The sequence below is a fragment of the Nonomuraea sp. B19D2 genome, from assembly GCF_040137845.1.
In the GTDB taxonomy this organism is placed as follows: Bacteria; Actinomycetota; Actinomycetes; order Streptosporangiales; family Streptosporangiaceae; genus Nonomuraea.
The window spans coordinates 150,618-172,141 of the sequence record NZ_JBEFAK010000014.1; the positions used below are offsets into that span (position 1 = coordinate 150,618).

Annotated in this window: 16 protein-coding genes; 8 read left to right on the plus strand and 8 right to left on the minus strand. The window is 71.3% G+C overall.

Annotated features, from left to right (window positions below; genetic code table 11):
* The first annotated feature begins 44 nt into the window (after positions 1–44).
* A complete protein-coding gene (dxs, locus tag ABN273_RS25820; RefSeq protein WP_349451693.1) occupies positions 45–1,925 on the plus strand; it encodes a 1-deoxy-D-xylulose-5-phosphate synthase in 1,881 nt (626 codons plus the stop codon).
* A 239-nt stretch (positions 1,926–2,164) separates the two neighbouring features.
* Entirely contained in the window at positions 2,165–3,637 is a 1,473-nt protein-coding gene (locus tag ABN273_RS25825; protein WP_349451580.1) for an amino acid permease, read from the plus strand.
* A gap of 34 nt (positions 3,638–3,671) precedes the next feature.
* Here ABN273_RS25825 and ABN273_RS25830 read toward each other — a convergent pair whose 3' ends face one another.
* The 4 genes from ABN273_RS25830 to ABN273_RS25845 form a co-directional block, all read right to left on the minus strand.
* On the minus strand, positions 3,672–4,052 hold the full coding sequence (locus ABN273_RS25830) for an SSI family serine proteinase inhibitor (protein WP_349451581.1): 381 nt from the start codon (positions 4,050–4,052) through the stop codon (positions 3,672–3,674).
* 93 nt (positions 4,053–4,145) lie between these two features.
* Positions 4,146–6,233 carry a 3-hydroxyacyl-CoA dehydrogenase NAD-binding domain-containing protein gene (locus ABN273_RS25835; protein WP_349451582.1) on the minus strand — a complete coding sequence of 696 codons (2,088 nt, stop codon included), beginning with the start codon at positions 6,231–6,233 and terminating at the stop codon, positions 4,146–4,148.
* 65 nt (positions 6,234–6,298) lie between these two features.
* The gene (locus ABN273_RS25840; protein ID WP_502911136.1) at positions 6,299–7,462 is read right to left on the minus strand and encodes a thiolase family protein; all 1,164 of its coding nucleotides are present in this window, start codon (positions 7,460–7,462) and stop codon (positions 6,299–6,301) included.
* Positions 7,463–7,522: 60 nt separating this feature from the next.
* Complete coding sequence (locus ABN273_RS25845) at positions 7,523–8,251, minus strand: hypothetical protein (RefSeq protein ID WP_349451584.1); 729 nt, start codon at positions 8,249–8,251, stop codon at positions 7,523–7,525.
* A 255-nt stretch (positions 8,252–8,506) separates the two neighbouring features.
* Here ABN273_RS25845 and ABN273_RS25850 point away from each other — a divergent pair, with 255 nt between their 5' ends.
* From ABN273_RS25850 to ABN273_RS25875, 6 genes are all read left to right on the plus strand, one after another.
* Positions 8,507–9,931, plus strand: a complete 1,425-nt coding sequence (locus ABN273_RS25850; protein ID WP_349451585.1) for an LCP family protein — start codon at positions 8,507–8,509, stop codon at positions 9,929–9,931.
* A gap of 307 nt (positions 9,932–10,238) precedes the next feature.
* On the plus strand, positions 10,239–11,453 hold the full coding sequence (locus ABN273_RS25855; RefSeq protein WP_349451586.1) for a hypothetical protein: 1,215 nt from the start codon (positions 10,239–10,241) through the stop codon (positions 11,451–11,453).
* Between the two features lie 78 nt (positions 11,454–11,531).
* Positions 11,532–12,524: a LacI family DNA-binding transcriptional regulator gene (locus ABN273_RS25860; RefSeq protein ID WP_349451587.1), complete on the plus strand. Its 993-nt coding sequence runs from the start codon at positions 11,532–11,534 to the stop codon at positions 12,522–12,524.
* Complete coding sequence (locus tag ABN273_RS25865; RefSeq protein WP_349451588.1) at positions 12,521–13,294, plus strand: sugar phosphate isomerase/epimerase family protein; 774 nt, start codon at positions 12,521–12,523, stop codon at positions 13,292–13,294. The genes ABN273_RS25860 and ABN273_RS25865 overlap by 4 nt, the downstream gene beginning before the upstream one ends.
* A gap of 26 nt (positions 13,295–13,320) precedes the next feature.
* A complete protein-coding gene (locus ABN273_RS25870) occupies positions 13,321–14,247 on the plus strand; it encodes an alkaline phosphatase family protein (RefSeq protein WP_349451589.1) in 927 nt (308 codons plus the stop codon).
* A gap of 60 nt (positions 14,248–14,307) precedes the next feature.
* Positions 14,308–16,890, plus strand: coding sequence for a PEP/pyruvate-binding domain-containing protein (locus ABN273_RS25875; RefSeq protein WP_349451590.1), 2,583 nt, complete (start codon positions 14,308–14,310; stop codon positions 16,888–16,890).
* A gap of 18 nt (positions 16,891–16,908) precedes the next feature.
* Here ABN273_RS25875 and ABN273_RS25880 read toward each other — a convergent pair whose 3' ends face one another.
* From ABN273_RS25880 to ABN273_RS25895, 4 genes are all read right to left on the minus strand, one after another.
* On the minus strand, positions 16,909–17,775 hold the full coding sequence (locus tag ABN273_RS25880; protein WP_349451591.1) for a sugar phosphate isomerase/epimerase family protein: 867 nt from the start codon (positions 17,773–17,775) through the stop codon (positions 16,909–16,911).
* A complete protein-coding gene (locus ABN273_RS25885; protein WP_502911130.1) occupies positions 17,772–18,908 on the minus strand; it encodes a dihydrodipicolinate synthase family protein in 1,137 nt (378 codons plus the stop codon). Before ABN273_RS25885 ends, ABN273_RS25880 begins: the two co-directional genes overlap by 4 nt.
* Complete coding sequence (locus tag ABN273_RS25890) at positions 18,905–20,050, minus strand: Gfo/Idh/MocA family protein (protein ID WP_349451592.1); 1,146 nt, start codon at positions 20,048–20,050, stop codon at positions 18,905–18,907. The genes ABN273_RS25885 and ABN273_RS25890 overlap by 4 nt, the downstream gene beginning before the upstream one ends.
* 212 nt (positions 20,051–20,262) lie before the next feature.
* Positions 20,263–21,489 (minus strand): HRDC domain-containing protein, encoded by a 1,227-nt coding sequence (locus tag ABN273_RS25895; RefSeq protein ID WP_349451593.1) that lies wholly within the window; start codon positions 21,487–21,489, stop codon positions 20,263–20,265.
* Positions 21,490–21,524: the final 35 nt, after the last annotated feature.

Genomic DNA, 21,524 nt, shown 5'->3' on the forward strand with positions numbered 1-21,524 from the left:
ACGTCGGCGCACAAGAGCAGAGGGGAGTCGGATCCGTGAGCGGGTTGCTGGGCTCGATTAAGGGACCGCACGACGTCAAACGGCTCGCTGTCGAGGAGTTGCCACAACTCGCGGGGGAGATCCGTGATCTGCTCGTCGACTCATGCGCCAGGTTCGGCGGCCACCTGGGCCCCAACCTGGGTGTGGTGGAGCTCACCATCGCCGTGCACCGGGTCTTCGACTCGCCGAACGACCCCGTCGTCTGGGACACCGGCCACCAGGCGTACGTGCACAAACTGCTGACCGGACGGGCCGCGGGCTTCGAGGCGCTCAAGCAGGAGGGCGGCCTGTCGGGCTACCCGAGCCAGGCCGAGTCCGAGCACGATTTCGTGGAGAACTCCCACGCCTCGACCGCGCTCTCCTACGCCGACGGCCTGGCCAAGGCGTTCAAGCTGCGCCGCGAGCACGACCGCACGGTCGTCGCCGTGATCGGCGACGGCGCGCTGACCGGCGGCATGGCGTGGGAGGCGCTCAACAACATCGCCGCCGCCAGGGACCTGCCGGTCGTGATCGTGGTCAACGACAACGGCCGCTCCTACTCGCCCACGATCGGCGGCCTGGCCTCCCACCTGTCCTCGCTGCGGGTCAACCGCAGGTACGAGGACATGCTCGAATACGTCAAGGAGAAGTTGGGGAACGTTCCCGTCCTCTACGACGCGCTCCACGGCTTCAAGAAGGGCGTCAAGGACGTCCTGGCGCCGCAGGTCATGTTCGAGGACCTCGGGCTGAAATACGTCGGCCCCATCGACGGCCACGACGAGCAGGCCATGGAGGCCGCGCTGCGCAAGGCCCGCGACTTCCGCGGCCCGGTCATCGTGCACGCGCTCACCCAGAAGGGCCGCGGCTACACGCCCGCGGAGAACCACGACGAGGACCAGTTCCACTCGCCCGGCGCCTTCGACCGGGCCACCGGCGCGGAGAAGCCCAAGGGGCGCATCTGGACCAACGTGTTCAGCGAGGAGCTCGTCCGGCTCGGCAAGGAGCGCGAGGACCTCGTCGCGATCACCGCGGCCATGCTCCACCCGACGGGCCTCAACGCGTTCGCCGACGCCTTCCCCGAGCGCATCTACGACGTCGGCATCGCCGAGCAGCACGCGCTGACCAGCGCCGCCGGGCTGGCCCTCGGCGGCATGCACCCGGTCGTGGCCGTCTACGCCACGTTCCTCAACCGGGCCTTCGACCAGCTCCTCATGGACGTCGCCCTGCACCGGCTGCCCGTCACCGTGGTGCTCGACCGGGCGGGCGTCACGGGCGACGACGGCGCCAGCCACAACGGCATGTGGGACCTGTCGATACTCCAGGTCGTCCCGGGCCTGCGGATCGCGGTGCCGCGCGACGGCGACCGGCTTACCGAGCTGCTGCGCGAGGCCGTGGCGGTCACCGAGGGGCCGACCGTGCTGCGCTTCCCCAAGGGCCCGGTCGCCGAGTCGCTCGAGGCGGTGGGCAAGCTGGGCGAGATGGACCTGCTGCGCGCCCCGGCAGGCGAGCCCGACGTGCTGCTGGTCGGCGTCGGCCCGATGGCGCAGGTCTGCATCGACGCCGCGGTCCTGCTCGACGCCCAGGGCATCTCGGCCACCGTGGTCGACCCCCGCTGGGTCAAGCCGCTCGACGAGGCGCTGGTGCTGGCGGCGAGCGCCCACAAGCTGGTGGCCGTCGTCGAGGACAACGGCCGCGTGGGCGCCGTGGGCGACGCCGTGGCCCGCCTGCTGCGCGACTCCGACGTCGACGTGCCTGTGCGTACGTACGGGATTCCGCAGGAGTTCCTCGACCACGCCAAGCGGGCCGCGATCCTCGGCCGGATCGGCCTGACCGCGCAGGACCTCGCGCGGCAGATCACCGAGGCGGTCGCGAAGCGGACCTCCCACGAGGAGCCCGCCCGCCGCTGACCCACCGCGGCGCTGATCCCCGTCACGGCGCCCAACGCCCAGGCCACCGCGTGGCGCGCTCGTAAAGGGCACTGCCGATCGCGCCTTGCCTGCCTGGCGTGCGGTGCCGTGGCCGGGCGCTGTGCCGCGCCGCGCACCGGGTGCGAAGCCTGCGCGGCCCGGCGGCGCGTACGCGGTTCGCGGGTGGAGCCGGTCGTGATCAGGCGTGATCACGAAAGGGTGTGGGAAGGATCGACGATGTGGAGATCTTTCGCACGAAGAGTGTCGAGCAGTCGATCCGCGACACCGAAGCTCCCGAGCACCAGCTGCGCAAGCGTCTGACCGCCACCGACCTGACGGTCTTCGGCATCGGAGTGATCGTCGGCACCGGGATCTTCGTGCTCACGGGAGAGGTCGCCAGGGAGGTGGCGGGCCCCGCGGTGGCGGTGTCGTTCGTCGTCGCGGGCATCGTCTGCGGGCTGGCGGCCCTGTGCTACGCCGAGTTCGCCTCCACGATCCCGGTCGCCGGCTCGGCCTACACCTTCGCCTTCGCCACCCTGGGCGAGTTCCCGGCGTGGGTGATCGGCTGGGACCTGACTCTGGAGCTGGCGCTGGCCGCGGCCGTGGTGGCGGTCGGCTGGTCGGGCTACTTCGCCTCGATGCTCTCCTCCATCGGCATCCACCTGCCCAGCGCGATCGCGGGTGAGGACCCCGTGGTCAACGTGCCCGCGATCGCCATCATCCTCATCCTCACCACCATCCTGGTCGCCGGGATCAAAGTGTCATCGCGGGTCAACCTCATCCTCGTGATCACCAAGATCGGGGTGGTGCTGCTGGTGATCGTGGCCGGGCTGTTCTTCGTCAAGGCCGCCAACTACACCCCGTTCATCCCCGAGGCGGTGTCCACGCCGCGGGTGGAAGGGCTGAAGGCGCCGCTTTTCCAGGTGCTGTTCGGCGTCACGCCGGTCGCGTTCGGCGTGCTCGGCATCTTCTCCGCCGCGGCGATCGTGTTCTTCGCGTTCATCGGCTTCGACATCGTCGCCACGGCCGCGGAGGAGACCATCGAGCCGCAGCGCGACGTCCCGCGTGGCATCCTCGGCTCGCTGGCCATCTGCACGGCTCTCTACGTCGCCGTCTCGATCGTCGTCGTCGGCATGCAGCGCTACGACCAGCTGAGCACCTCGGCGCCGCTGTCCGACGCGTTCGTCTCGGTCGGCTTCGCTTGGCTGGCCACGATCATCAGCGTCGGCGCCATCGCCGGCCTGACGACCGTGGTGCTCGTGCTGCTGCTCGGGCAGACCCGGGTGCTGTTCGCGATGTGCCGCGACGGGCTGCTGCCGCGACCGCTGGCGAAAGTCCATCCCCGCTTCGGCACGCCGGCCCGTCTCACGATCATCATCGGCGTGGTGTCGATGGCGCTGGCCGGGTTCGTGTCGTTCGGCGCGCTGGCCGAGCTGGTGAACATCGGCACGCTCTTCGCGTTCGTGGTGGTCTCGATCGGCGTGGTCATCCTCAGGCGCACGCGGCCCGACCTGCCGCGGGCCTTCCGCGCGCCGCTGGTGCCGCTGCTGCCGATCGTGTCCGTGCTGGCCTGCTTCTACCTCATGCTCAACCTGCCGGTGGAGACGTGGCTGAGGTTCCTGGTCTGGATGCTCATCGGCGTCATCGTCTACTTCGCCTACGGCTACCGTCACAGCAGGACCGCGGCCCCCTGGGTCAAGAGCGACGACTGAGGGGGGCGGGCGCGATCCCACCCCCCGAGTCGCCTCAGAGGGCGGCAACCGCCCCTGTCACGGCCTCCACCAGGCAGCCGTTGTCGAAGACCTTGCCCCAGCGCACCGGCTTGCCGTACCACTGGCCCTTGACCCCGACGGCGTGCGGCTGCAGCTCATGGGTGCAGGCGGCGTCCGGTGAGACGTTGAGCTGCTTGGGGTCCCCCTGGACCTGCTCCAGCAGCTCGCAGGCCGCTCGCGCGTTCGGGTGGTTGCCTCCGGCGGGCCCGCAGTGGAGCCGGACCGTCTTCGTCTCCCCGCCCTTCACCGCTACGGCGATCTTGAGCTGGGCCTTCGGGCGCGCGGCCATGGCGGGCGACGAGGTGCCCAGCATGATGAGGCCGCAGAGCGCGAGGGTGCCTAGTGCTCGGATCATGATGACTACTCTCCGTTCGTAGAAACGTACGAAACGTTACGACGGAGGTGGGTGTGGGGTAAGGAGGCCCGCCGGGCGGGCCTCCTAAAAAGGTCAGGCAGGCACCGAAGCGATTCCCGGGGCGAGGAAGCGCGGCTGGGCGATGCCCGTCCTGTCCAGGTACGGGGTGATCCCGCCCAGATGGAACGGCCAGCCGGCCCCGAGGATCATGCACAGGTCGATGTCCTGCGCGGCGGCGACCACGCCCTCGTCCAGCATGATGCGGATCTCCCTGGCCAGCGCCGCCAGGACGCGGTCGCGCACCTGCTCGGCAGTGGACGGTGACGAGCCGCCGGAGAAGAGGGCCACCGCCTCGGGGTCGAGCGTGAAGTCGGGGCGGTACACGCCCGGCTTGCCCGTGGCGACCAGCTTGGCCATGTTCTCCGAGACGCCGAACCGGTCGGGGAAGGCCTCGTGCAGCGTCTCGGCCACGTGCAGGCCGACGGCCGGGCCGACGAGCTGCAGCAGCGCGAACGGCGTCATCGGCAGCCCGAGCCCGTCCAGCGCGTGCTCGGCCACCTCCAGCGGCGTGCCCTCGTCCACGGCCGCCACGACCTCGCCCATGAAGCAGGTCAGCAGCCGGTTGACCACGAACGCGGGCGCGTCCTTGACCAGCACCGACGACTTCTTCAGCGTCTTGCCCACCGCGAACGCCGTGGCCAGCGTGGCGTCGTCCGTCGCGGCGCCGCGGATGATCTCCAGCAGCGGCATGACGGCCACCGGGTTGAAGAAGTGGAACCCGACCAGCCGCTCGGGATGCGCCAGATCGGCGCCCATCTCGGTCAGGGAGAGCGAGGAGGTGTTCGTGGCCAGCACGCACTCGGTCGAGACCACGGCCTCGACCTCGGCGAACACCTGCTTCTTGACCGCCAGGTCCTCGAACACGGCCTCGATCACGAAGTCGGCGTCGGCGAAGGCGTTCTTGGTCAGCGAGCCGGTCACCAGAGCCTTGAGGCGGTTGGCCTGGTCGGCCGAGACGCGGCCCTTGCCGAGGAGCTTGTCGACCTCCGCGTGCACGTACCCGACGCCCTTGTCGAGCCTGGCCTGGTCGAGGTCGGTCAGCACGACCGGCACCTCGAGGCGGCGGGCGAACAGCAGCGCCATCTGCGAGGCCATCAGCCCCGCGCCCACCACGCCGACCTTGGTGATCTTGCGGGCCAGCGACCGGTCGGGCGCGCCCGCGGGCCGCTTGGCACGGCGCTGCACCAGGTCGAACGAGTAGAGCCCAGCCCGCAGCTCATCGCCCATCAGCAGGTCGGCCAGCGCCTGGTCCTCGGCGGCGAAGCCCTCGTCGCGGGAGGCCGTGCGGGCCTGCGCGATCAGGTCGAGCGCGCGGTAGGGGGCGGGAGCGGCGCCGCGCAGCTTCATGTCCACCAGGAAGCGCGCGTCGGCGACCGTCTTGTCCCAGTCCTCGTCGTGGGCCGGCCGCTCCACGGCCAGCTCGCCCTTGACCACGCGGGCGGCCCAGCGCAGGGACTCCTCCAGGAAGTCGGCGGGCTCGAACATCGCGTCCGCCACGCCCAGCTCGTACGCCTCCTTGCCCTTGATCATGCGGTTCTGGGAGAGCGGGTTCTCGATGATCAGCTTGATCGCGTTCGCCGGGCCGATCAGGCGGGGGAGCAGCTGCGTGCCGCCCCAGCCCGGCACGAGGCCGAGGAAGCACTCGGGCAGCGCGACCGCGGGCACGCCCGAGGAGATCGTCCGGTACGCGCAGTGCAGCGCCACCTCGAGCCCGCCGCCCATCGCGGCGCCGTTCACGAACGCGAACGACGGGATCGGCAGCTCGCCCAGCCTGCGGAAGACATGATGGCCCAGCGCGCCGATGGCCAGGGCCTCCTCGCGCGTGGTCAGGGCCGCCGCGCCCTTGAGGTCGGCGCCGACGGCGAAGATGAACGGCTTGCCCGTCACGCCCACCGCGGCCAGGTCGGTGCGCTCGGCGATCTCCGACAGCGCGCCGTTGAGCGCGAACAGGCCGCGCGGGCCGAACGTGTTGGGCTTGGTGTGGTCGAAGCCGTTGTCCAGCGTGATCAGCGCCATCGTGCCCGCGCCGTAGGGCAGCTGCACGTCACGCACCAGCGCCTTGGTGACGACTTCGTCGCTGCTGCGCTCGCTCAGCAGGCCCCGCCAGGTCTCGATGCTCACAGGCCCTCCTTCGTCGGTCCTGCGAGCAGAGTCGCTGTGCCTACTTGTTCGCTCGCTTCGCTCGCTCATGCCAGGTTCTCCCAGATCACAGTGCCGCCCATGCCCATGCCGACGCACATGGTGGTGATGCCGTACCGCACGTCGGGACGCTCGCCGAACTGCCGCGCGAGCTGCGTCATCAGCCGCACGCCTGAGGAGGCCAGCGGGTGGCCGTAGGCGATCGCGCCGCCGTACTGGTTCACGCGGGGGTCGTCGTCGGCGATCCCGAAGTGGTCGAGGAAGGCCAGCACCTGTACGGCGAACGCCTCGTTGATCTCGAACAGCCCGATGTCTGAGATGTCCAGGCCGGCCAGCCGGAGCGCCCGCTCCGTGGACGGGATCGGCCCCACGCCCATGACCTCGGGGTCCACGCCCGCGAACGCGTAGGAGACGAGCCGCATCTTCGCGCCCAGCCCCAGCTCGTCCGCGACCTCCTTGGCGGCCACGACGCACCCGGTGGCGCCGTCGTTGATGCCGGAGGAGTTGCCCGCCGTGACGTTGCCGTGCGGCCGGAACGGCGTCTTGAGCGTGCTCAGCCCTTCCAGCGTGGTGCCCGGCCGCGGCGCCTCGTCCTCGACCGCCAGGCCCCAGCCCTTCTCGGCCGTCCTGATCGCGGTCGGCACCAGGTCCGGCTGGATCTTGCCGTCGGCGTACGCCTTGGCCGCCCGCTCCTGCGACAGCACCGCGTACGCGTCCGCGCGCTCCTTGGCGATCGCCGGGTAGCGGTCGTGCAGGTTCTCCGCCGTCATGCCCATGACCAGCGCGCTCGGGTCGACCAGCTTCTCCGACAGGAACCGCGGGTTCGGATCGACGCCCTCGCCCATCGGGTGGCGGCCCATGTGCTCGACGCCGCCCGCGATGGCCACGTCGTACGCGCCGAACGCGATGCCGCCCGCGACCGTGGTGACCGCGGTCATCGCGCCCGCGCACATGCGGTCGATGGCGTAGCCGGGCACGCTCTTGGGCAGGCCGGCCAGCACCGCCGCCGCCCGGCCGATGGTCAGGCCCTGGTCGCCGATCTGCGTGGTCGCGGCGACGGCGACCTCGTCCACGCGCTCGGGGGGCAGATTGGGGTTGCGCCTGATGAGTTCGCGGATGACGCGGACGACCAGGTCGTCCGCGCGGGTCTCCGCGTACAGCCCCTTCGGCCCTGACTTGCCGAAAGGCGTGCGCACGCCGTCGACGAACACGACGTCACGAGAGGAAGGCACGGATTCGCTCCTCGTTGGAGAGTGGGTTCCGTGCCTATGCTACTCGCCAGTAACTACTCCGCAGACGAGGGCGGCGGTCAGCAATGCGTAAACGACGGCCGTGCCCGGCTCCCAGAGATGGGCACGGGCCCCGACCAGGGCCGCGACCGCCACGGCCGCGCCCGTCCAGAGCGCCGCGCCCTCTCGCGGGTGCGCGTCGCGGCCGGGGTCCCACGGATCGCCAGGTGATCCGCCCGACCGCAGGGCACGCACCAGCATCCCCACCGCGTCACGTGCCCACCACAGGACGAACAACACCCCCGCCGCGACACTCATCACCGCCAGGGCTTCGGCGGCCCAGCGCAGCGCGTCGGCGAAGGCGTGCCGGGCGGCCTCGCGGAAGAAGTGCGGCGCCGTCCAGCCGAGCAGCAGCGTCACCGCCCAGCCGCAGGCCACCGCCAGCCTGCTGAGTGGCCGTGCCCGTCCCGAGCGGGCGACGGCGTAGAGCTCGCGCTCTTTCTGGCGGACGAGCCGGGCATGGACGCCCCAGACGTACTGGGTGATCGCCAGTGCGGGCAGCGCCATCATGAAGACCGCCAGCGACAACACGGCCAGCGGCAGCGTCTGCTCCGTGCTCTGCGCCCGGTCGGCGAGCAACTGGGCGGTGGCCAGCAGCGCGATGGCGGCGGACAGTGCGATGAAGGCCCGGCGGCGGGCGGTTCTGGCCCTGGCGCGCAACTCGGCCAGTCCCTGAGCGCCTGGAGGGGGCGCCATCTCGGTCAACAGCATGACTGTCATGATGGCGTCACCGCGCGTAGCGACGCCCCCGATTCGCGGGCTTTGGATGGAGCCCTCGCTCGCAGGGAAGGGTGGCAGTCCGGTGGATTGCCGCGGCCGGCTGAATGGCGCGACATTTCCTTGAGCCGCGGAGTTTCTCAGTACACTGCGCGTCACCGGAAGAGGAACACGTTTCTCTTCTGCGGAGGGGGGCGTGTGAGACAGAGCGCGAAATACCCGGTGGAAGCTCCAGCCCGGCGGAGCCGTGTGGCCGGCCCGCGACGGCGGGTCTCCGTGCTGGGATGGGTCAGCATCGGGCTGACACTCGTGCTGGTGGCCGTCTCGCTCGGCGCGTACGCGTACTACCGGCGCCTCGAGAGCGAGATCCCCCGCGAGGAAATCGACGTCGGCCCGAGCCGCCCGCCGGAGACCGGCGCGCTCAACGTCCTGCTCGTCGGCTCAGACTCCCGCGAGGGCGACAACAAGAAGTACGGCGCCAAGTCGCAGGGCCTCGGCGAGCGCACCGACACGATCATGTTGCTGCACATCTCCCCGAACCGGGACAAGGCCACCATGATCAGCTTCCCGCGCGACTCCATGGTGATGATCCCCGAGTGCCAGAGCCGTACCGGCGCGGTGCTCCCAGGGGGTCTGCGCCAGATCAACTCCGCCTTCAACGACGGCGGCATCAACTGCACGATCAAGACCCTCGAGTCGCTCACCAACATCAAGATCAACCACTTCGTGAAGGTGGACTTCACCGGCTTCAAGGGCATCGTCGACGCCATCGGCGGCATCGAGATCTGCCTGCCCAAGGCCGTCAACGACCCCAAGTCCAAGCTGGTGCTCGGCGCGGGCAAGCACGTGGTCAACGGCGAGCAGGCGCTGGGCTATGTGCGGACCCGGTACGCGCTGGGCGACGGCAGCGACCTGAGCAGGATCCAGCGGCAGCAGGTCTTCCTCACCAAGGTGCTGGATACGGTCACCAGCGCCGGCCTGCTCACCAACCCGGTCAAGCTGAACGCGTTCCTGGAGTCGGCCGTCGCGGCCGTCACCGTGGACAGCGGGCTGACGCTGGACCGGATGGTGGAGATCGCCAAGAGCGTCAAGGGGCTCACAGCCAAGGAGCTCAAGGGCGTCACCGTGCCCACCGAGCCCTATCCGCAGGACAAGAACCGGGTCCAGTTCAGCCAGCCGGCCGCCCGGGACTTCTTCGAGAGCGTGCGCAACGACGTCGAGGTCACCGCGACCCCCACGCCCGGCAAGGCCGCCGCGCCCAAGATCGAGAACAAGCAGGTACGCGTCCAGGTGCTCAACGGCACGGGGGAGCGGGGCAAGGCGCTCCAGGTGGCCGACCAGCTGGCCGAGCAGGGATTCGTGATCATGGAGGTCGGCAACGCCGCCACGACCGCGACCACCTCCATCCGGTACGCCAAGAAGGACACCACGGACGGGCCCGCCTACGCCGACGCGGTGGCCGTGCGGCTGTCCAAGGAGAAGAAGACGCCGGTGGCGGGCAAGGTCCGGCCGGTCAACACGGAGCCGTACAAGTCGCCGGCCGCTCAGGCGCCGGACGGGCCGATCATCCAGCTCGTCATCGGGGCGGACTGGCCCGGGGTGCGCGTGGTCTCGGCGATCCCCGACTCGCTCAAGGACAAGGTCGTCGACTCCAACACCAACCCCTGTCTGTAAGCCCCGCCGGGGGTTCGGCCGCCGGTGACGCCTCGGGTCCGTCCAGCGTCGATCCGTAGCGCCCATCCTGTCCTTTGCGTGCTTTTAGAAGCAGGCCGCAGCACTGGCGTCGCTTAAAGTGATGAATGTTACAGAGAGTGTTTTGGGGGAAACATGTGAAATTTCCGGACAAGGGGAGGTTGGGTCTGCTAGGAAAGGGCGCGGTCCGAATTCGTACTAGAGAGGTTCCATCGTGGCGCGCGACGAGAACGACAGGCCTTACGAGGATGGGCAGGGGAGGTCGTTAAACCCTGAGATGACGGGTGACGTGCTTTCCCCACGGTGGAGCACTGAGGACACCGACGAGCAGCCCGCCATCCAGGTGGTCGGCAACGAGACCTACATCCTCCCGCTCGACAAGGGCGAGCCGCAGCTCATCGAGCCCCGTGACCTGCTCGACGACGGCCCCCACGACGTGCTCGGCGGCTCCGGCGGCTCGCACGACCTGTATGGCGGCTCCAGCAGCTCGCATGACGTGCTGGGCGCCCATGACCTCGGCGGCCCCAGCGGCTCGCACGACGTGCTCGGCGCGAGCGGTACGCGCGACGTGTTCGATGAGCCTGTCGCCGGCGGTACCCGCGATGTGTTCGACGAGCCTGTCGCGAGCGGTACTCGCGACGTGTTCGATGAGCCTCGCGCGGGCGCGCGTGACGTGTTCGACGAGCCGGGCGCGGGCGCGCGCGACGTGCTCGGTGAGCCGAGCGGCCCGCACCGCGTCGAGGACGACAACCCGTACCTCCCGCTCGACCGGGGCTACGACTCGGGCTTCGACGACGACCACGATGACGACAAGCCCAAGCGCGGCTTCCTCGGCTCGGGCTGGACGGACGACTCGGAAGAGGCGCGTCCGCGCGGCCGTTCCGGTGACGGTGATGGTCGTGGCCGTTCCGGTGACGGCGAGGGCCGTGGCCGTTCCGGTGGCGGTGACGGCGAGGTGCGCCGCCGTACCAGGAAGCTGCTGGTGGCGGCCGCAGCGGTGGTGCTGGTCGGCGTGGGCGCGGGCTTCCTGCTCACCGGCAACTCCTCCGACGACCCCTGCAAGGGCGGCCAGTGCGCCAGCGCGGGCGAGGTGACCTCCCCGTCGGAGAGCGCGGCCCCCGAGGACACCGCCGCGGAGGAGCCCACCGAGGAGCCCACCGAATCGGACACTGCTGAGCCGACCGACACCGAGTCCGCGGTCCCGTCCACCGCGCCGACGCAGCGGGCGCGGCCCACGCGCGAGCCCTCGACCCGTCCGACGCGCACGCGCATCGGACAGCCCACGTCGAAGGCGAGCACCAGGCCCACCCGCGCCCCGCAGGACCAGACGCCGAACACCGGCAACGACATCGACGACCCCGCCGACAGCACGGTGCAGACCAAGGCGCCGGAGTCCAAGCCCACCCAGGCGCCCCAGACCCAGGCGCCGCAGACCCAGGCGCCCGCGCCTACGCCGACGAAGGAGAGCAAGGGAATCCTCGACATCCTGTTCCCCTGGGCCTGAGCCACATAGGGTGCTCACCGGGGATGCGGATCCACGTACTGGTCTGGCAGACTGGAAACCGCTTTCCGGGGAGGTCTCGTGGTCACGCTTGAAGACGTCGCCAGGCAGGCGGGCGTCTCGCTCGCGACCGCCTCGCGGGTGCTCAACGGCAGCACCCGCCAGGTGGGCGCGGCCCTGCGAACGCGCGTCGAGCAGGCCGCGGACGAGCTGGGCTACCGCGCCAACATCGCAGCCCAGACGCTCGCCCGCGGGGCGAGCAACGTCATCGGCATCGTCGTGCACGACCTGACCGACCCCTACTTCGCGGCCCTGGCCGACGGGGCGATGCGGGCGGCCGCCACCGAGGGCCTGCTGGTCATGGTGGGCACCACGCATCGCGACCCCGAGCAGGAGATCGCCTACGTGGCCACGCTGAACGCCCAGCGCGTTCGGGCGGTGCTGCTGGTCGGCTCGCGCGTCGCCGACCCGGCGGTCACCGGGCGGCTCCGCGGCGAGCTGGCCCGATACCAGGCGGGCGGCGGCCGTGCCGCCTGCGTGGGTCAGGACCTCCTCGGCGTCGACACCGTCGCGCCCGCCAACAGGGAAGGGGCGGCCGAGCTGGCCCGCGCGCTGGCCGGGCTCGGGCACACGCGGTTCGCGGTGCTGGCCGGGCCGCCGCACCTGGTCACGGCGGCCGACCGGTGCGCCGGATTCGCCGGGGCGCTGGTGGAGCTGGGGCTGCCCGCGCCGCAGGTGATCAACGGACCGTTCGACCGCGACGGCGGCTATGCCGCGGCGCAGCAGGTCGGGGACGCGACCTGCGTGTTCGCGGTCAACGACGTGATGGCGGTCGGGGCGCTGGCGGCCTACAGGGAGCGCGGGGTCAGGGTGCCGGAGGACGTCTCGGTCGCCGGGTTCGACGACATCGTCACGCTTCGCGATCATGTGCCCGCGCTGACGACCGTGCGGCTGCCGCTGAAGGACATGGGGGCGCGGGCGTTGGAGCTGGCGCTGGGCGAGGAGGACGCTGTCGTGGTCGAGCAGGTGGCCGGCGAGGTCGTGCTGCGGGAGAGTGTACGGAGGCTGGCGTGAAGCTGGCGGTCAGCACGCTGGGGATGCCCGGCGACGGGCTCGACAGGGCGATCGAGATCGCGGCCGGAGGCGGCTGCCAGGGTCTCGAGCTTCGCCTGCACGAGGACACCGGGGTGCACAGCGGGCTCGACGCCGCCGGGCGGCGCTCGGTGCGGGAGCGGGTGGAGCGGGCAGGCCTGGAGATTTCCGCGCTCGCCGGATATGTCGGCATTTGTGAGCCCGGGGCCGACGAACCGGTCATCGAGGCGCTGGCCGCCGACCTCCAACTGGCCGCCGACCTGGGCGCGCCCGGCGTGCGGGTGTTCCCGCGCGGCGACGACCCCGCCGTCGGCGCCCGCAGGCTCAAGGCGGTCTCCGGTACGGCCGCCGCGCTCGGCACGCTCGTTCTCGTCGAGACGCACGACGCCATGGCCACCGGCGCGGCGGTGGCCGGGCTGCTGGCCGAGGCGGGCTGCCCCGAGACCACCGGCGCGATCTGGGACCTGCTGCACCCGTGGCGCCACGGCGAGTCCCCGGCCGACACGCTCGCGGTGCTGGGCCCGCACCTCACTTACGTCCAGGTCAAGGACGCCGTCTCGGCCGAGGAGACCACACCGGTGCCCATGTGGACGGGGTCGGTGCCGCTGGAGGAGTGCGGCGAGCTGCTGCGCGGTGCGGGTTACGACGGGTGGGTGTCCCTGGAGTGGGAGCGCACCTGGTATCCGCAGGTCGCCCCGGTCGAGGAGATCCTGCCGGGGGCGGCTGACTGGGTGCGGCGTTTCGCCCCTTAGGTGACTTTCGCCGCTTAGATAGGGGGATGCCCCTTTCTAAGCGGAACAAGGTGCTCGTCGTCGGCATGGACGGCCTGCGGTTCGACCGGCTCCAAGCCCTGGGCGCGCCCGTGCTGGACGGGCTGATGTCCGCCGGCGCGTACGGCACCAGCAAGCTCCCCTACGGTGAGGCGGGCACGCCGCGTACGGAGTCGCCCGGCGAGGTCGTGCCCAAGAGTCCTGAGCCGGGCGGGCGGGTCATCGCGTCGCGTACCGACTCGGGCCCCGGATGGTCGTCGATCGCCACCGGGGTCTGGCCGGACAAGCACGGCGTAGTGGACAACGGCTTCGCCAACCCCAACTTCACGAAATTTCCGGACTTCCTGACTCGTGCGAAGAATGCTCGGCCGGAGCTGAGCACCGCCGCGTTCTTCTCCTGGGCGGCGCTCGACGAGCACGGCGCCTTCAGTCGGGCGATCGACCACCGGCTCGTGCTGGACGGGTACGGGATGTGCTCCTGGGCCGCCGCCGACAAGCAGGTCGCCCTGGCCGCCGAGCGGCACCTGGCGACGGCCGACCCCGACGCCGTCTTCGTGTACCTGGGCGACACCGACGAGGTGGCCCATGATCTCGGCCCCCATTGCCCGGAGTACTTCGCCGCGCTCCAGGCCCAGGACACCTACCTGGGTTACCTGCTCGACGCCGTCCGCGCGCGGGCCACGTACCCCGATGAGCGATGGACGGTGCTGGTCACGACCGACCACGGGCACGTGGACGGGGGCGGGCACGGGGGCACGTCGGACGAGGAGCGCACGGTGTTCGTGATCGCGAACCGGTTGGGGCAGGACCTGGGCGGCCGCTCGCTCGGCGAGCCCCGGCTGGTGGACGTGGGGCCGACGGCCTTGGGCGTGCTGGGCATAGCGACCGACCCCGCTTGGGAGCTGGACGGCGAGGATCTTTTCATCATGTGTTGAATTTCTGCCGGGGAAGCGTGAGACTGTGTGACAGGACGCTTACCGGCAGAGGAGCATTCGATGAACATGGCATTGGACTTCTCCGAGGTCGACGCCGGGATGCTGGCCGAGGTGGGTGGCAAGGCCGCGAACCTGGGCGAGCTGACCAGGGCCGGCCTGCCCGTCCCACCGGGACGGGTGCTGACCACGGAGGCGTACCGGCAGGTGGCGCAGGGCCTCGAGACGAGCGGCGACGGGCTCGCCGAGCGGGCCAGGCGGCACCTGCTCGAGGCGCCGGTGCCGGCGGCCGTGCACGAGGCGATCGTGAAGTCCTACGCCGCTCTGGGCGACGACGTGCCCGTCGCGGTGCGCTCCTCGGCCACGGCCGAGGACCTGCCGTTCGCCAGCTTCGCCGGGCAGCAGGACACCTTCCTCAACGTGGTCGGCGCGGAGGCGGTGGTGGACGCCGTACGCCGCTGCTGGGCCTCGCTCTGGACCGACCGCGCGATCGCCTACCGCGAGTCCAACGGCATCGACCACGCCGCCGTGCGGCTCGCGGTCGTCGTCCAGGTAATGGTGGACGCGCGGGTGGCGGGCGTGATGTTCACCGCCAACCCGGTGACGGGACGGCGGCGCGAGGCCGTCATCGACGCGAACCCCGGCCTCGGCGAGGCCGTCGTCTCCGGCGCCGTGAACCCCGACCGCTTCGTCGTGTACGGCGGCGAGATCCTCGAACGCCACGCCGGCGACAAACGCCTGACCATCCGCTCGCTGCCCGGCGGCGGCACGGAACGCGTCGAGACCTCCCACGAGGACTTCTGCCTGACCGACGAGCGGGTGCGCGCGCTGGCCGGCCTGGGCACCCGCGTCGAGGACCACTACGGCGCGCCCCAGGACACCGAGTGGGCCATCGACGAGCACGGCGAGATCTGGCTCACCCAGGCCAGGCCGATCACGACTCTCTACCCGTTGCCGGAGCGGGACAGGCCCGGCCTTCGGGTGTACTTCTCGGTCAACGTGGCCCAGGGCGTCATGGCGCCCTTCACCCCGATGGGGGTGTCGGCGTTCCAGCTGATCAGCGGAGGAGCGGCGAGGCTGTTCGGCCACGGACCGGCCGACCCGCTCGACGGCGCGCCGTTCGCGGCCGTGTCGGGGCAGCGCATGTGGTTCGACCTGACCACCGCCGTCCGCAGCCGCTTCGGCCGCGTCCTGCTGCCGCGCATGCTCACGCTCGGGGAGGCCCGCGCCGTTCCGCTCTTCGAGCAGCTGGCGCAGGATCCGCGCCTGTCGGTGGTGTACACCTCCCCCCGCCCGGTCCTGCGCGGCCTGAGCCGGTTCGCCCGCCGGATACACGCCCCCTCCCGGGCCATGCTCGCGCTGACCAGGCCGCGCAAGGCCCTCGAGTACGCCGCGCGCCTCGGCGAGGAGCTGGACAGGCGCCTCCTGGTGCCCGAGTCGGCCACTCCCGAGCAGCGCCTGGACCACGCCGAGCGCATGCTCGCCGGCACGTTCCCGGTCATCGTCTCGGTCATGCCCGTCGCGGTCGTCGGCTACGGCCTGTTCGCGCTCGCCGCCAAGCTCTCCGGTGTGCCGCTGAGCGACATGCAGGACATCCTGCGCAGCGTCCCCCACAACCCGACCACGGAGATGGACCTGGAGCTGTGGGACCTGACCACCCGCATCGAGCCGGAGCCGTTCAAGGAGAAGCCGGTGGCCGAGCTGGTCAGCCTCTACCAAGCCGGGCAGCTCCCGCCGGTAGCCCAGCGGGAGATCACCGCGTTCCTGGACAAGTACGGCCACCGCGGCGTCGCGGAGATCGACCTCGGCGTGCCGCGCTGGTCCGAGGAGCCCGCGCACATCCTCGGCGTGCTGGCCAACTACCTCCGCATGGACGGCGGCGCCGGCCTCGCGCCCTCCGCGCTGTTCGCCAAGGGCGCCGAGGAGGCGCGGGCGGCCATCGCCCAGGTGGCGGCCGCGGCCCGGCGCAAGGGCCGGTGGCGGGCCGCGGTGGTGCGCTTCGGGCTGCGGCGTACCCGGGAGTTCGCGGGGCTGCGCGAGCTGCCCAAGTTCTACCTGGTCAAGACCCTCGCCGGGGTGCGCAGGAGCATGCTGGTGGTCGGGGAGCACCTGGTGGGGCTCGGCGTCCTGGACTCAGCGCGGGACGTGTTCTTCCTGGGCCTGCGGGAGACCAGGGCCGCCCTCGACGGGGGCGACCTGCGCCAGGTCGTGGCGGAGCGGCGGGCGGCGTACGAGCAGGAGTCGCGCCGCAGGCACGTGCCCAGGGTGCTGCTGTCCGACGGCACCGAGCCCGAGGCCCTCGCGTCCGCCGCCGCTGCTTCCACCACTGGGGGCGCGCTGACGGGCACGGCCGCCTCGGCGGGCACCGTCACGGGCGTGGCCAGGGTGGTGCTCGACCCGATCGGCGCCCACCTGGAGCCCGGCGAGATCCTGATCTGCCCCTCGACGGATCCCGGCTGGACGCCGCTGTTCCTGACGGCGGGCGGGCTGGTGATGGAGATGGGCGGCGCGATGTCGCACGGCGCGGTGGTGGCCAGGGAGTACGGCATCCCGGCCGTCGTCGGCGTCCCCGACGCCACCCACCGCATCACCACGGGCCAGGAGATCACGGTGAACGGCGCCGCGGGAACGGTCACCTTGTTGTGATCGCCGGCACCGGGCAGGTCAGGCGAGCACCACGTCCTCGTACCTGGCCTTCATCGTGGCCACCACCTCGTCGGGGTCGGCGGCCCAGATGTCGGCGTTGAAGATCTCCACCTCGACGTCCCCGGCGTAGCCGGCGTCGAGGACCGCCCGCGTGATCGGCCGGAAGTCGATCACGCCGTCGCCCATCATGCCCCGCCCGAGCAGGATGTCCTGCGGCAGCGGGTGCAGGTAGTCGCACACCTGGTAGGAGGCGATCCTGCGGCCGGCCCGCGCGATGTCCTCGAACACCCGCGGGTCCCACCACACGTGGAACGTGTCGACCACCACGCCGACCTGCTCCTCCGGATACGCCAGGCTCAGATCGAGCGCCTGGCCCAGGGTGGACAGGACTGCGCGGTCGGGGCAGTAGATCGGGTGCAGCGGCTCCAGGGCCAGCTTGACCCCGCGTTCCCCGGCGTAGGGCGCCAGCTCCGCCAGCGCCTCCGCCACCCGCTCGCGCGCCCCGGCCACGTCACGCGAGAAACCGCCCGCGGGCAGCGGCTCGCCCGGCTTCACGCCGGGCAGGCCGCCGACCACCATCACCAGGCATGCCGCCGACAGCTCGGCCGCCTCGTCGATGGCCCGCCGGTTCTCCTCCAGCGCCTGCGCGAAGGCGCGCCGCCCCTCCTCGCCTGGCAGTCCGCCGGCCGTGAGGAAGCCGCCCCGGCACAGCGACGACACCCGCAGCCCGGCCTCGCGCACCAGCTTCACGCTCTCCGCGAGACCCTGCTCGGCGACCTTCTCCCGCCACAGCCCGACCGCCTCCAGGCCGTGCCGCACGCACCCGTCCACGGCCTCGGCCACGGACCAGCGCCTGGTCGTCCACTGGTTCAGTGAAAGTGTCACAGTCCGTTCACCGCCAGCAGCGCCGTCATCCGGCGCACGGCCAGCTCCTGGTCGGCCAGCAGCCCGGCCTGGTCGGCGAGGCGGAACACCTCCGACAGGTGGAGCAGCGTGCGGGCCGACTGTGCGCCGTTGACCATGGCGAACGCGTCCTGGTGGCCGTTCAGCCAGGCCAGGAAGACGATGCCGGTCTTGTAGTGGTACGTCGGCGTCTCGAAGATCTTCCGCGACAGCGGGACGGTCGGGGCGAAGATCTCGTCATAGCGGTCCAGGTCGCCGGCGTCGAGCGCGTGCAGAGCCGCTGCCGCCGCCGGGGCGATGGCGTCGAAGATGCCCAGCAGCGCGTGCGAGCCCGACCTGATCAGCGACGGGTAGTTGAAGTCGTCGCCCGTGTAGAGCTTGACGCCCTCGGGGAGCGCGGCGCGCAGCCGCACCTCGTGCTCCTCGTCCAGCAGCGACACCTTCACGCCGTCCACCGCCGCGGCGTGGGCGTGGATCAACTCCAGGAACGACTCGGTCGCGGCGTCCACGTCACGCGAGCCCCAGTAGCCGGCCAGCTGCGGGTCGAACATCTCGCCCAGCCAATGCAGGATCACCGGGCGGTCGGCCAGGCCGAACAGCTTGGCGTACACCTGGTGGTAGTCCTTCGGGCCGTCGGCCACCTTGGCGAGCTGGCGGGAGGCCATGACGATCACACCGGCGCCGGCCGACTGGACGGTCTCGATCTGCTCGGCGTACGCGGCGGTGATCGTGTGCAGGTCGGCGGCCTCGGGCGCGTGGTCGGTGCCCGCGCCGCAGGCGACCAGCGTCGCCGGGTCGCCGTACGAGCGGGCCTCGGCGGCGCTGCGCCGGATGAGCTCCTTGGTCGCCGCCCAGTCCAGGCCCATGTTGCGCTGGGCGGTGTCCATGGCGTCCGCGACGCGCAGGCCGTGCGACCACAGGTGGCGGCGGAAGCGCAGGGTGGCGTCCCAATCCACGGCGGCGGGGGAGCCGGGCGTGTTGTCCCCGAGCGGGTCGGCCACCACGTGGGCGGCGGCGTACACGATGCGGCCGGCGGGCGGCTTGTCCGGCACCGGCCACGTCACGGGCTCGCGCAGCTCGTAGGCGCCGATCCCGGGCAGGTCGATCGTCGTCACAGCTGCGGCACCTCGATCCTGCGGCCCTCGGCGTTCGAGCGCAGGCCCAGCTCGGCGAGCTGCACGCCGCGGGCGCCCGCGGCGAAGTCGTTCGGGAAGGGCGCGTCCTCCAGCACGTGCCTGACGAACGCCTCCCACTGCACCTTGAACCCGTTGTCGAACTCGGCGTTGTCCGGCACCTCCTGCCAGCCGTCGCGGAAGCGGGCGGTGGCGGGCAGGTCAGGGTTCCAGACGGGCTTGGGGGTGGCGGAGCGGTGCTGCACCCGGCAGTTGCGCAGCCCGGCGACCGCGCTGCCGTGCGTGCCGTCCACCTGGAACTCGACCAGCTCGTCGCGGTTCACGCGAACCGTCCAGGACGAGTTGATCTGCGCGACGATGCCGCCCTCGAGCTCGAAGATCCCGTACGCGGCGTCGTCCGCGGTGGCCTGGTACGTGTTGCCCTGCTCGTCCACACGTGACGGGATGTGCGTCACGGCGCGGGCGTAGACGGACTGGACGCGGCCGAACAGGTTCTCCATCACGTAGTGCCAGTGCGGGAACATGTCGAGCACGATGCCGCCGCCGTCCTCGGCCCGGTAGTTCCACGACGGGCGCTGCGCCTCCTGCCAGTCGCCCTCGAACACCCAGTAGCCGAACTCGCCGCGCACCGACAGGATCCGGCCGAAGAACCCGCCGTCGATCAGCCGCTTCAGCTTGAGCAGGCCGGGGAGGAACAGCTTGTCCTGCACGACGCCGTTCTTCACGCCCTTGGCCGCGGCCGCCTCGGCCAGCGCGACGGCCTCCTGCGTCGACTCGGCGGTGGGCTTCTCGGCGTAGATGTGCTTGCCCGCCTCGATGGCCTTCAGCACGGCCTTGACACGGGCGCTGGTGACCTGGGCATCGAAGTAGATCAGGTTGTCGTCGTCGGCGAGGGCGGAGTCCAGCTCCGTAGTGTAATCCGCAATCCCATGCTTCGCCGCGATATCTGCCAATTTTTCGGCATTTCTCCCGACAAGTACGGGCTTGAGCTTCACTCTGCTGCCGTCCGAGAGCGTGACACCGCCCTGCTCGTTGATGGCCAGGACGGAACGGACCAGGTGCTGGCGGTAGCCCATCCGTCCGGTGACGCCGTTCATCACGACGCCGATGGTGCGCACGCTCATTGAGGATCCCTTCAGGACAAACATGGGGAAAGCGCTTTCCCGAACCGTACGGCCGCCCCACCGACCACGTCAAGTAGCGACCGCGCGGCGGCTCCTCTGGCGCGCCACGTCGGTGGGACGTCGCGCGGTGGTGCCCGGCGCAACGCGCACTGCGCCAAGCCCGGCGACCCGCGGGTCGCGATGTGACGCTGGGCCGGGCGGGCGGCGCGGGGTTACTGGTCGCCGCGGGTTTCGAGGCGGGCCAGGGCCTTGGTGATGGGGTGGGCCGTCAAGGACAGCTGCCACTCGCGGGCCCCGAGCTCGCGCAGCCGGGCGGTGACGCTCTCCTCGCTGATCTCCGCCGGCGGCTCCCAGGTGAGCCGGCGTACGGCATCCGGCTGCAGCAGGTTCTCCGTGGGCATGTGGTGCTGCTCGGCCAGCCCCGCCACCACCGCGCGGGCGGCGGCCAGGCGTTTGGCGGCGGCCGGGTCGCGGTCGGCCCAGCGGTTGGGCGGCGGCGGCCCTTCGCCGGGAGTGCTGGGCGCGGGGAGCTGGCTGTCGGGCAGCTGGCGGGCGCGGGTCACCGCGGCGAGCCAGTCGTTCATGTGCCGGCGCGCGCTGCGCCCGGTGAATGCCGATATTTCGGTCAAGGCCTTCTTGGTACGGGGCCCCTCGAGCGCGGCCGTCACGATGGCGGCATCGGGCAGCACCCGGCCGGGCGCCAGGTCGGCCTCCCGGGCGATCCGGTCGCGCATGGTCCACAGCTCCCGCACGATCGACAGCGACCGCACGTTGCGTACCTTGTGAATGCCCGAGGTGCGCCGCCAGGGGTCGGACCGGGGGACGGGCGGCGGCGTGTTGAGCACCGAGGCGAACTCCTCGCACGCCCACTCCAGCTTCCCACTCTCCGCCAGCTCCTGACGGAGCGCGTCACGCAGCTCGACCAGCACCTCCACGTCCAGCGCCGCGTAGCGCAGCCAGTCTTCCGGCAGCGGCCTGGTGGACCAGTCGGCGGCCGAGTGGCCCTTCTCCAGCCGCAGCCCGAGAACGGTCTCGACCATCGTGCCGAGCCCCACCCGCTCGTAGCCGAGCAGCCGCCCCGCCAGCTCGGTGTCGAACATCCGCCGCGGCCTGAACCCCACCTCCAGGAGGCACGGCAGGTCCTGGGACGCCGCGTGCAGCACGACCTCCGCGTCGGCCACGGCCGCGTCGAGCGCGGACAGGTCGGGGCAGGCGATCGGGTCGATCAACGCGGTGCCCGCCCCGGCGCGGCGCAGTTGCACGAGGTAGGCGCGGTTGCCGTAGCGGTATCCCGAGGCGCGCTCGGCGTCGACCGCCACGGGACCGGCGCCCGCCGCGAAACGCGAAACGATTTCAGTCAGCGCGGCGGCGTCCGCGATGACCGGAGGAATGCCCTCGCGCGGCTCGAGCAGCGGCTCGACGGTGCGTTCTTCTGTCATGAGCTCATCGACCTCATGACGCTGGTGTTGTCTTG

Bases quoted from the DNA above. Each gene is read 5' to 3' on its own strand.
- ABN273_RS25830 (WP_349451581.1), bottom strand. From the start codon at position 4,052: ATGATCCGAGCACTAGGCACCCTCGCGCTCTGCGGCCTCATCATGCTG.
- ABN273_RS25845 (WP_349451584.1), bottom strand. From the start codon at position 8,251: ATGCTGTTGACCGAGATGGCGCCCCCTCCAGGCGCTCAGGGACTGGCC.
- ABN273_RS25870 (WP_349451589.1), top strand. From the start codon at position 13,321: ATGCCCCTTTCTAAGCGGAACAAGGTGCTCGTCGTCGGCATGGACGGC.
- ABN273_RS25875 (WP_349451590.1), top strand. From the start codon at position 14,308: ATGAACATGGCATTGGACTTCTCCGAGGTCGACGCCGGGATGCTGGCC.
- ABN273_RS25890 (WP_349451592.1), bottom strand. From the start codon at position 20,050: ATGAGCGTGCGCACCATCGGCGTCGTGATGAACGGCGTCACCGGACGG.
- ABN273_RS25895 (WP_349451593.1), bottom strand. From the start codon at position 21,489: ATGACAGAAGAACGCACCGTCGAGCCGCTGCTCGAGCCGCGCGAGGGC.